Source organism: Pseudomonas rustica, assembly GCF_018336155.1.
GTDB classification, from domain to species: Bacteria; Pseudomonadota; Gammaproteobacteria; order Pseudomonadales; family Pseudomonadaceae; genus Aquipseudomonas; species Aquipseudomonas rustica.
The window spans coordinates 1-11,159 of sequence record NZ_JAGYHF010000024.1; the positions used below are offsets into that span (position 1 = coordinate 1).

An 11,159-nucleotide genomic window follows, 5' to 3' on the forward strand; every position below is an offset into this window, starting at 1 on the left:
GACGCTGCGAATCGCCAGTGCTCGCGGGTCGACGACGGACAGGGTGGGATGAGGTGAGTGCTGAGTCGCCTTCATGGCTGTGAACGTCCTCCAGACTTAGGGGTAGCCTGAAGGTTTTTTCATCGGGTCGATACTGTAAGAAGTAACAGGTGGGAGTATCCAAGTGCTGTTTCGTCAGTGGTGCCGCTTTCGCGAGCAAGCTCGGCTCCTACAGGGGAACGCATTCCAACTGTGGGAGTGAGCCTGCTCGCGATGGCTGCGCAGCAGCCCCAAACCTGATGGCGTATATTCCCCATAACTCCTTTGCCCGCGCAGCCCTCGACCATGAAGCAGACTCTCACCGATCTCGAGCAGATCACCGCCACCACCCTCGGCCATTACAACTCGGTGGCCGAAGATTTCCGTGAAGGCACCCGCGATCACGATGTCAGCCAGAATATTGATGCGCTATTGCGGCATATTCAGGGTTCAGCGCCGTTCACCGTTCTGGATTTCGGCTGCGGGCCGGGGCGGGATTTGCAGACGTTTACGCGTATGGGTCACGTTGCGGTGGGGCTGGATGGCTCTGAGGAATTTGCGCGGATGGCGCGGGAGGACAGCGGCTGTGAGGTGTTACAGCAGGATTTTCTGAAGCTGGATCTGCCGGCTGAACGCTTTGACGGGATTTTTGCCAATGCGGTGCTGTTTCATGTGCCGTTGCAGGAGTTGCCGCGGGTGCTCAAGCAATTGCATGGCGCTTTAAAACCCGGTGGGGTGTTGTTCAGTTCCAATCCGCGCGGGGATAACCGTGAGGGCTGGAACGGGCCGCGTTATGGCTCGTATCACGATCTGGCGGCGTGGCAGGGGTTGTTGACGGCGGCGGGTTTTGCCGAGCTGGAGCATTACTTCCGGCCGGCGGGGCTGCCGCGTGAGCAGCAGCCTTGGTTGGCCAGCGTTTGGCGTAAGGAGTCGGGTCAGGGAAAGCCCCTCACCCCAGCCCTCTCCCAGAGGGAGAGGGGGCCGATTGGGGGATATTCAGGAAATACACTGACTTGACCCAACTTCACTGAATCCATAATCGACCCGATCCTTCAGGTCGATGGATATCTTCAGACGCCTCGGTCAGTCCCCTCTCCCCCCGGGAGAGGGTTAGGGTGAGGGCCGTTGTTGACTTGATCTTTTTTCGGCTCGCGAATCTTGTACCAGGCCACATACAGCGCCGGCAGGAACAGCAGCGTCAGCAGCGTCGCCACCACAATCCCGCCGATCATCGCGTAGGCCATCGGTCCCCAGAACACTTCACGGGCAATCGGGATCATGCCCATGCTCGCCGCCGCAGCGGTCAGCAGGATTGGCCGGCGTCGATGCTCGGTCGCTTCCACCACCGCATCCCACGGCTCATAGCCTTTGCGTTCGAATTCATCGATCTGCGTGACCAGAATCACCGAGTTGCGGATGATGATGCCGATCAGCGCGAGAATCCCCAGAATCGCCACGAAGCCCATCGGCGTACCGGTCGGCACCAGCGCCAGCACCACGCCGATCAGCCCCAGCGGCGCGACACTCGCCACCAGGAACATTTTCTGCACGCTGTGCAACTGGATCATCAGGAACGTCGCCATCAAGAACAGCATCAATGGCAACACCTTGGCGATCGGCCCTTGGGCCTTGCCGCTTTCCTCGACCGTACCGCCAGTGGCGACTTTGTAGCCGACCGGCAGTTTTTCCGCGAAGGCATCAATCGATGGCTTGAGGATTTTCACCAGGTCGGTCGGCTGAATCTCGTCGCGCACCGAAGCCTTGATGGTGATGGTCGGCAAACGATCGCGACGCCACACCAGCGGTTGCTCCAGTTCATAACGAACCGTGGCGAAGGCGAGCAATGGAATCGAGGTGCCGCTCGGCGTGACAATCTGCAGGTTCTGCAGGGTTTCCGGAGTGCCGCGTTCGGAATCCACCGCACGACCGACCACGTTGATCAGGTAGATATCGTCATCGACCTGGGTCAACGGCGAGCCACTGACGATGCTGTTCATCAGGTTGGCGACGTCTTCGGACGACAACCCGAGCTGGCGCGCCTTGTCCTGTGCGATGTCGATGCGCAGGACTTTGCCCGGCTCGTTCCAGTCGTAAATGATCTCGCCGATGTGCGAGTTTTTATCCAGTTCGGTGGCGAGGTCGATGGCGTGCTTGCGCACTTGATCGATGTCCTTGCCGCTGACCCGATACTGAATCGGACGCCCTACCGGCGGGCCCATTTCCAGTGCCTGCACGTAGCTGCCGATGCCGACGAACTCTTTGCGCAGACGCTCACGCAGCCGTGCGCTCAGAGCCTCGCGAGACTCGAAGCCTTTGCTGACGATCACCAGTTGCGCGTAGTACGGGTTTTGCAATTGCTGGTCGAGTGGCAGGTAGAAACGGATCGCGCCCTGACCGATGTAGGTGCTCCAGCGCACGATGTCCGGGTCGCCCTTGAGAGTTTCTTCGAGCTTGTCGACGGCCTTGCGGGTTTCGTCGATCGAGGCGTTTTGCGGCAGGTTCAGGTCGACGAGAATTTCCGGACGATCCGAGGCCGGGAAGAACTGGTTCTGCACGAAACGCATGCAGAAAATCGACAGTGCAAACAGCAGCACGGTGATACCGATCGCCCACCAACGGTTGCGCATGCTCCACAGCAAACCGCCGTTGAATGCGCGGCCAATGCGCCCTGGTTCTGCGGCATGGGGTTTCACGTTGGCGCTGAGGATGTGCACGCCGATCACCGGTGCGAAGAATACCGCGACGATCCACGAGACGATCATCGCCACCGCGATCACCGCAAACAGCGTGTAAGTGTACTCACCAGCGGAACTGGCGTTGAGGCCGATCGGCACGAAACCGGCGACGGTCACCAGCGTACCGGTGAGCATCGGGAACGCGGTCGAGGTGTAGGCGTAGGTCGCGGCCTGCTCCTTGGTCTCGCCCATTTCCAGGCGCGTGACCATCATCTCCACCGTGATCATCGCGTCGTCCACCAACAGGCCGAGGGCGATGATCAACGCACCGAGGGAAATCCGCTGCATGGTGATGCCGCTGTATTCCATGAACACAAAGACCATCGCCAGCACCAGCGGAATCGAGCATGCCACCACCAGACCGGCGCGCACGCCGAGGCTGATAAAGCTCACCACCAAGACGATGATCACCGCTTCGAACAGCGCGCTGGTGAAGCCGCCAACAGCTTCTTCCACCACCACGGCCTGATCGGAAACGGTGTGGATGCCAACGCCTACCGGCAGGTCTGCGGTGACTTGATCGATGCGCTCATGCAACGCCTTACCGAACGCCTGAACGTTGCCGCCCTTCTGCATGGCGATCGCCAGACCGATTGCCGGTTTGCCGTCGAAACGGAATTCCGGGGTGGCCGGGTCGACGTAACCGCGACTGATCTCGGCGATGTCGGCCAGACGATAGAAGCGATCGTTGAGCTTGAGGTTGACCTCGGCCAGGTCTTTCTCCGAGGCGAATTGCCCCGACGTGCGCACGGAAATCCGCTCCGGCCCGGCCTCGATCACACCTGCCGGGGTCACGGCGTTCTGCGATTGCAGGCTCTCTACGACCTGGCGCTGATCGATGCCCAGCGCAGCCAGTTTGCGCGTGGAGAAGTTCAGGTAAATCACTTCATCCTGCTGGCCGACCATTTCGATCTTGCCCAGCCCCGGCACGTTGCGAATCTCCGCCCGCGCCTGCTCCACGTAGTCGCGCAACTGGCGCATGGTCAGGCCGTCGGCGGTAAACGCGTAGACCGAACCGAACACATCACCGAACTCGTCGTTAAACCCCGGGCCTTGAATGCCTTGGGGAAACTGCCCGCGAATATCGTTGATCTTCTTGCGCACCTGGTACCAGATTTCCGGGATGTCCTTGGCACTGGTGGTGTCGCGCAGGTACACGTACACCGTCGATTCGCCGGGGCGCGTGTAGCTTTTCACGTAGTCGAGGGAGTCGAGTTCTTCGAGTTTTTTCTCGATGCGGTCGGTGACCTGCTTGAGCGTTTCCTCTTGGGTCGCGCCCGGCCATTTGGTCTGGATCACCATGGTTTTGATGGTGAACGACGGGTCTTCTTCGCGGCCCAGATTGAAGTAGGAAAACACCCCCATCAGCAACGCGACGAACATCAGGTACCAGACGAAGGACTGGTGTTTCAGGGCCCATTCGGAGAGGTTGAAAGAGCCTTTCATTGACTGTCCTCGTCAAGTTTCACTGATTGTCCGGGTTTGAGACTGTTGACGCCGGCGCTGACCACTTGCTCGCCGTTCTTCACGCCACCGGCAAGCACCACGGTGCTGTCGGTGCGGCTGACGACGGTGACATCGCGGGGGCTGACGGTTTTGTTTTGGGTGTCGATCACCCAGATCCGTGTTTTGCCATCGACTTCCTGCAACGTGGTTGCCGGCAGTTCGATGCGCGGTTTGATCGCTGAGCTGAGGGTCACGCTGATCGCGGTGCCGAGACGGAAACCTTCCGGCGTATCAGTCAGGGTCAGACGAGCGCGGCGGGTGCGCGTGGCGCTCTGTGCCTGCGGTTCGATTTCGCGGATGACCGCGGTGGTTTTGATGCTGGGATCGAGTTGCGCAGCGACCAGAAACACCACGTCCTTGGGGATCTGATCGACCAAAGTGTCCGGCAGATCGATCACCGCTTCCTTGATGTCCGGTTGCGCCAGCGTCACCACTTGTTGACCTGCCGTCACCACTTGCCCGGCCTCGGCGTTCCACGCGGTGACCACGGCTTTGTGGTCGGAACGCAGTTCGGTGTAGCCGAGTTGATCCTTGCTCTGATTGACCGCCGCCCGCGCCTGATCGAGTGAGGCCTGAGTGGTTTTCAGGTTAGTAGTGGCCTCGTCAAGTTGCGCCTGCGCGCCGACGCCGCGATCAAACAGCGCTTGCTGACGTCGCGCATTGGCTTGTGCGTTGATCAGTTGCGCTTCGATTTTTGCCAGATCGCCCTGCGCCGAACGCAGCTGATTCTGCTGATCGGACGGGTCGAGGGTGGCGAGCAACGTGCCCTTCTCCACTTCGGTGCCGACATCGACGTTACGGCTGGCAATGCGCCCGCCGACACGGAAACCGGTGTTGCTCTCGTAACGCGCCTGAATGCTGCCGGCGAAGCGACCGAGGGTTTCTTCGTTCAAGGCCTCGACCTTGACCGACAACACCGGGCGCACCGGCTCCGGAGGCGGCTCCTTCTTGGAGCATGCCGCGAGCAACAGCCCGACGGCCAACAGCCCGAAACGCTTCATGGCTGCGCTCCCATTTCCAGATCCTTGTAGGTGTTCTCGGCAATCTCTACTTTCATGCCCGGGTGCAATAACTGGCCGCCGGCGATGATGACTTTTTCGCCGCCATTGAGACCTTCGCTGATGATCACTTTGCCGGTCAGGTAACGGCCGACCGTGACCGTGTGCAATTGCGCCTCACCCTTGTCGTCGACCAGCCACACGGCGGGGTCGCTGACATTTTTGGTCAGCGCCGACCACGGCAAAGCCACCGCCGATTTGCCGGTGCCCTTGGCCGTCGCGCTCACTACCGAACCGAGTTGCATGCCCGGCGGCAGTTTGTCGAGTGTGACTTTGACTTGCACGGTGCCGGACTGCGCGGACACCGACGGGGTGATTTCGCGCACGGTGCCGGTGGTTTTGATCTCGGGATTGTCGAGCAGGCTGACGGTGATTTTGTTATCTGTCGGTCGCTCGGCCAGCAGCGACTCGTAGACGTTGAATACCGCATCGCGATCGCCGTCGCGGGCCAGACTGAAAATCGGCGCCGTGGCTTGCACGACCTGGCCAACTTCGGCCTGACGCTCAGTGATGACGCCCGGCGCATCAGCAATCAGCGAGGTGTAGCTGAGTTGATCCTTGGCATTGGCCAGTTGCGCCTGAGCCGCGCTCAAGGCGCTTTGGCTGCTGCGCAACGCGGCTTGCGCGGTATCGAATTCGCTTTGGCTGGTGTAGCCCTTGGGCAGCAGTTTTTGCTGACGCACAAACGCCGCCGCGCTCTGCTTGACCCGCGCCTGTTCGGCGACGACCTGAGCCTGAGCGGAATCGACGTTGGTCTGCAAATCCTTGGGATCGAGTTTGGCCAGCACTTGCTTGGCCGTGACACGGTCGCCGACGTCGACCGAACGCTGGATGATTTTGCCGCCGACGCGGAACGACAATTCTGTCTGCACGCGCGCCTGCACATCACCGGTCAGTGTCACCGAGGCCGCGTAATCCGCGGGTTTCACCTCTTGAATAAAGACTCTCGGCAGGTACTCCTGGGGAGCCTTCTTTTCGCCGCAAGCGGTCAGCAAGGCAATGGCGCTCAAAGCCATTACCACTTTAATTCCGGGACCCGCCATGCAGACTCCTTGGCATTTTTAGACGATCAGGACGATACGACTTCAGAGCTTAGAACAGGGTTCAACCATTGCTCATGCGAATAACAGATTAAACACCGAAGGAGCTGCCGAAGGCTGCGATCTTTTGCTTTTTTGCGGAAAAGATCAAAAGATCGCAGCCTTCGGCAGCTCCTACAGGGGGTATTCTGCGACGGATTCGGAGGATCTCATTCATGCTCAACACCCTGGCGGTGGCCAATTACCGCTCGATCAACAAATTGGTGATTCCGCTGGGCCGGCTCAACCTGATCACCGGCCCCAATGGCAGCGGCAAATCCAACCTCTATCGGGCCTTGCGCCTGTTGGCGGAAACCGCGCAGGGCGGCGTGGTCAATGCACTGGCGCGTGAAGGCGGACTGGATTCGACGTTCTGGGCCGGGCCGGAAACCATCAGCCGGCGCATGCGCAACGGCGAGGTGCCGATCCAGTCGACGGTGCGCCAAGGCGTGAAGCGTTTGCGCCTGGGCTTTGCCGGGGAAGATTTCAGTTATTCGATCAGCCTCGGCCTGCCCGATTCCAACGGCCATTTCATGCTGCCCGAGCACTCGCGGCCAATCCCTTCGCGCTTCAGCCTCGACCCGCAGATCAAGCGCGAATGCATCTGGGCCGGCCCGCATTACCGCCCTGCCAGCCTGTTGGTCGATCGCGACGGCCCGATGATCCGCGCGCGCAACGAGCGCCAATGGGATGTGCTGGCGCAGCACACGCCGAACTTCGACAGCCTGTTCGATCAGGTCGGCAGCCTGCGCAGCTCGCCGGAAGTGTTCCAGATGCGCGAGTTCATTCGCCGCTGGCGTTTTTATGATCACTTTCGCAGCGACGCCGACGCACCGGTGCGCCAACCGCAATTGGGCACGCGCACGCAGGTGCTGCACCACGACGGCCGCGATCTGGCGGCGGCGTTGCAGACCATTATTGAAATCGGTGACGGCGACGCGATGCGTGCGGCGATTACTGATGCCTTTCCGGGGGCGCGGCTGCATATCGAAGCTCAGGCGGGTGGACGCTTTGCCATCGAGTTCTATCAGGAAGGTTTGCTGCGGCCACTGTCGGCGGCGGAGTTGTCGGACGGGACGTTGCGTTATTTGTTGTTGGTCGCGGCGTTGCTGACACCGAGGCCGCCGTCGCTGATGGTGCTGAACGAGCCGGAAACCAGCCTGCACCCGGATCTGCTACCGGCGTTGGCACGGTTGATCATTCGTGCGTCGGAGCAATGTCAGGTGTGGGTGGTGTCGCATGCGCGGCGGTTGATTTCGGCGTTGCAGGAGGATCCGGAGTGCAATTGCATTGTGCTGGAGAAGACGCTGGGGGAAACCGGGATTGTCGGGCAGAAAGTGCTGGAGACGCCGGCGTGGTATTGGCCTGATTGAGTAGTTCGGTCAAAAGCCCCTCACCCTAGCCCTCTCCCGGGGGGAGAGGGGACTGATTGGGGGATGCTCCAGAGTGACGCCGACCTAAAAATGCTGCTGTGAATCCATAATCGACTCGGTTTTTCAGGTCGATGTATGACGCAGGACACCTCGGTCGGCCCCCTCTCCCTCGGGAGAGGGCTGGGGTGAGGGGCAAGCCTCACCACCGACCCATCAGGCAATCACCCCTGCCACTTGCCCCCTTCAACAATCACGCTCTCAGGCTTGGTGTCATCGCTCAGTTCTTTACGCACGTATTGGTCGTACAGTTTGAGCAGATATTTCTCTTCACCCAACTTCGTCAGCTCGGTATTCACCCAGTCACGCAATTCGATATTGCCCTTCTTCACCGCCGGTGCAATCGGCGCTTCGGCACCGAGTTTGTCGTCCAGCACGCGATACCCCGGGTTCTGTTTGGCCCAGCTGAACAGCACCAGATTGTCCTGCGCATAAGCATCGCCGCGACCATTGGCCAGGGCTTGCAGCGACTCGGAGTTTTTCTCGAACTTCAGCAGTTTCCAGTCCGGGTGATTCTTGGTCAGCCAGATATCGGCAGTGGTGCCGGTGGTGACGATGGTGGTGCGGGTCGCCAGGTCATCCAGGTTTTTCACCGAGCTGCTCTGCGGCACGAGAGCCTGCACCGCGACCTTGAGGTTCGGGTTGGTGAATTCCACCGCTTCCTTGCGCTCTGGCGTCACGGTCATGTTGGCGAGGATCAGGTCGACCTTGTCGCTTTGCAGAAACGGAATGCGGCTCGCCGGTTCGACGGCAACGAATTCGACCTTGTTTTCATCGCCGAGAAGATCCTTGGCGAAACGACGGCCGATGTCGGTATCGAAACCTACGTAGCGCCCCGCTTCATCGACAAAACCAAACGGCGGCTTGTCGGTAAATACGCCGACGATCAGTTTGTCGCGGGCCTTGATCTTGTCCAGATAACCGGCCGGCGCGGTGCTTTCGCTGGCGACTTTCGGCTTTGGCGGTTCTTCGGTTTTGCTGCAACCGGCAAGCAAGGCGAGGCTCAATAGGGGCAGTAAAAAAGCGGCAGTTTTCATAACAGTTCCAGTTCCTTTGTCGGATTCGTTTTGGGCAGTGTTGCAACGAAGGAGAACTTCTCCAGAAACTGCTGCGCGCGTGCGGTTTGCGGGTTCGTAAAGAAAATCTCGGGCGGGGTCTGTTCAAGGATGCGCCCGGCATCCATGAACACGATGCGGTCGGCCACCGCGCGGGCGAAGGCCATTTCGTGGGTGACGATCAGCAGGGTCATGCCCTCGCGGGCCAGGCCCTGAATGACCTGCAAAACTTCCTTGACCATCTCCGGATCAAGGGCGGCGGTGACTTCGTCGAAGAGCATCACCCGTGGGTTCATGCACAGCGAACGGACAATGGCGATGCGTTGCTGCTGGCCACCGGACAGCTGACGCGGAAACGCATCGCGCTTGTCCAGAAGTCCCACGCGTTCGAGCAAGGCTTCGGCTTGTTGTTGCGCTTCGCGGCGCTGACGCTTTTGCACTTTCAGCGGGCCGAGCAGCAAATTGTCGAGCACGCTCATGTGCGGGAACAGGTGATAGCTCTGGAAAACCATGCCGATCTGCTGGCGGATCTCGCGCCAGTCGGTGGCCTTGTCCAGCAGTTCGCGGCCGACAAATTTCAGGCTGCCGCTGTGCGCCTCTTCCAGACCGTTGAGGCAACGCAGCAAGGTGCTTTTGCCGCAACCGCTGGGGCCGAGGATGACGATCACTTCACCGCTCTGCACCTGCAGATCAATGCCGTTGAGCACTTGCTGCTCGCCATAGAATTTGTTGAAACCGTGAAACTCGATCAATGCGCTCATGCTTGCGTCCAGCGCCGCTCCAGCACGCGCGAGGCGGCCGAGAGCGGGTAGCAGATGAAGAAGAAAAACAGGAACAGCGCGCCGTAGATCAGCACTGATTCGTAAGTGCGCTCGATGATCTGCTGGCCGACCTTGATCACGTCGACCACACCGATCAGTACCGCCAGCGAACTGGTTTTGATGATCCGCGTGTAGACGTTGATGGTCGGCGGCGTCATGCGCTTCAGCGCTTGCGGCAGCAACACGTAGCCATAGAGTTGCGCGGCGTTCAGACCAATCGACAGCCCCGCTTCACGCTGCCCGCGCGGCAACGAATGCAATGCGCCGCGCGCCACTTCGCCGACCTCGCTGGCGCCCCACAGCGATAGCACCAACACTGCGCACCAGAAACTCGGAATGCTCAGGCCAAAGAAAATCGGCAAGCCGAAGAACAACAGGTACAACCAGACCAGCACCGGGATCGCCCGGAACAGCTCCAGATACACCCGCAGAATCGCGTTCAGCCACGTCACGTTCAACGTGCGCAATACACCGTAGAGCACGCCGCCGACGCTGCTGATGGCGATGCTCAGAAACGAGATCGACAAGGTTTGCCCGGCGCCTTTTGCCAGTTGCGGCAACGATACCCAGAGTAATTCAAGACCCGAACTGGCCATGCTGGAGCCTCCTTTCCAGACGGCTGAGCAACAGTGACAGCGGCAAGAACAACAGCACGCAAATCAGCGTCAGCACGGCGAGCATTTCGTAGGTTTTGTAATAGAGCGCGATGTAGCTCTTGGTGGTGTAGAGAATTTCCGGCACCGCCACCGCCGAGACCACGGTGGTTTCCTTAAGCAGGAAAATGAAATTGGCGAACAGCGACGGCAGGCTGAGGATTCCCGCTTGCGGCAGGATCACGTAGCGCAGCAACTGGCCGTGGGACAGGCCGATGGAGCGACCGGATTCCAGTTGCGCCTGCGGCACCGCATCGACGCCGGCGCGCAGCACTTCGGTAAGGTAGGCGCCGCCGAGGAAAGTCATGGTGATGATCGCGGCGGTGAAACCGGACACCTGAATCCCTACTGCCGGCAAAGCGAAGTAGACGAAAAACAACTGGATCAGCAGCGGCGTGTTGCGCGCCAGTTCTACGTACAGGCCGACCAGTTTTTGCAGGTACGGCGTGCGGAACACCAGAATCGTCGCGTTGAGCAGCGCCACCACCAGCGAGGTGCCAATGGCGATGAAACCGACCTGCAGCGTCACACCCACGGCTTTGAGAAACGCGGGCAGCGTGCTGAGGATAAATGCGTAATCATCCTGTCGGTTTGCCGGGAAGGAATAAGAAGGCTATTTTTCCTTGCGCTGTAGGACGGATCTTTTTTTGATTCAGGCCCTCCAAGGACGCACAGCTTTTGGCCAGACTCCTCGGCCGAAACCAATTACAAGGAAGAGAACATGGACGTAAAAGCGCCGCAGCGGCTGGATCCGCAGGAGATTTTGAAATTGTTGGTGGCGTTGAGGCGGGCGTTGAAGGCGTT

Annotated in this window: 8 protein-coding genes and 1 pseudogene; 2 read left to right on the top strand and 7 right to left on the bottom strand. The window is 59.9% G+C overall.

Going from position 1 to position 11,159, the window contains the following annotated elements; all coding sequences use genetic code 11:
- Positions 1 to 324: 324 nt before the first annotated feature.
- Positions 325 to 945, top strand: a pseudogene (locus tag KFS80_RS26405) (class I SAM-dependent methyltransferase); the annotation flags it as partial.
- 143 nt (positions 946 to 1,088) lie between these two features.
- Here the strand turns inward: KFS80_RS26405 and KFS80_RS26410 are convergent.
- The 3 genes from KFS80_RS26410 to KFS80_RS26420 are packed head-to-tail and all read right to left on the bottom strand — an operon-like array spanning position 1,089 to position 6,360.
- Positions 1,089 to 4,199, bottom strand: coding sequence for an efflux RND transporter permease subunit (locus KFS80_RS26410; protein ID WP_212546431.1), 3,111 nt, complete (start codon positions 4,197 to 4,199; stop codon positions 1,089 to 1,091).
- A complete protein-coding gene (locus KFS80_RS26415; RefSeq protein WP_159811981.1) occupies positions 4,196 to 5,260 on the bottom strand; it encodes an efflux RND transporter periplasmic adaptor subunit in 1,065 nt (354 codons plus the stop codon). Before KFS80_RS26415 ends, KFS80_RS26410 begins: the two co-directional genes overlap by 4 nt.
- The gene (locus KFS80_RS26420) at positions 5,257 to 6,360 is read right to left on the bottom strand and encodes an efflux RND transporter periplasmic adaptor subunit (RefSeq protein WP_212546432.1); all 1,104 of its coding nucleotides are present in this window, start codon (positions 6,358 to 6,360) and stop codon (positions 5,257 to 5,259) included. The genes KFS80_RS26415 and KFS80_RS26420 overlap by 4 nt, the downstream gene beginning before the upstream one ends.
- A 212-nt stretch (positions 6,361 to 6,572) precedes the next feature.
- Here KFS80_RS26420 and KFS80_RS26425 point away from each other — a divergent pair, with 212 nt between their 5' ends.
- Positions 6,573 to 7,769 (top strand): AAA family ATPase, encoded by a 1,197-nt coding sequence (locus KFS80_RS26425; RefSeq protein WP_212546433.1) that lies wholly within the window; start codon positions 6,573 to 6,575, stop codon positions 7,767 to 7,769.
- A gap of 221 nt (positions 7,770 to 7,990) precedes the next feature.
- Here KFS80_RS26425 and KFS80_RS26430 read toward each other — a convergent pair whose 3' ends face one another.
- Genes KFS80_RS26430 through KFS80_RS26445 form a run of 4 tightly spaced genes read right to left on the bottom strand, consistent with a single transcriptional unit; the run spans position 7,991 to position 10,923 of the window.
- Complete coding sequence (locus KFS80_RS26430) at positions 7,991 to 8,863, bottom strand: transporter substrate-binding domain-containing protein (protein ID WP_212546434.1); 873 nt, start codon at positions 8,861 to 8,863, stop codon at positions 7,991 to 7,993.
- The gene (locus KFS80_RS26435) at positions 8,860 to 9,642 is read right to left on the bottom strand and encodes an amino acid ABC transporter ATP-binding protein (RefSeq protein WP_158830843.1); all 783 of its coding nucleotides are present in this window, start codon (positions 9,640 to 9,642) and stop codon (positions 8,860 to 8,862) included. Before KFS80_RS26435 ends, KFS80_RS26430 begins: the two co-directional genes overlap by 4 nt.
- Entirely contained in the window at positions 9,639 to 10,298 is a 660-nt protein-coding gene (locus KFS80_RS26440) for an amino acid ABC transporter permease (RefSeq protein WP_212546435.1), read from the bottom strand. The genes KFS80_RS26435 and KFS80_RS26440 overlap by 4 nt, the downstream gene beginning before the upstream one ends.
- The gene (locus KFS80_RS26445; RefSeq protein WP_212546436.1) at positions 10,279 to 10,923 is read right to left on the bottom strand and encodes an amino acid ABC transporter permease; all 645 of its coding nucleotides are present in this window, start codon (positions 10,921 to 10,923) and stop codon (positions 10,279 to 10,281) included. Before KFS80_RS26445 ends, KFS80_RS26440 begins: the two co-directional genes overlap by 20 nt.
- Positions 10,924 to 11,159: the final 236 nt, after the last annotated feature.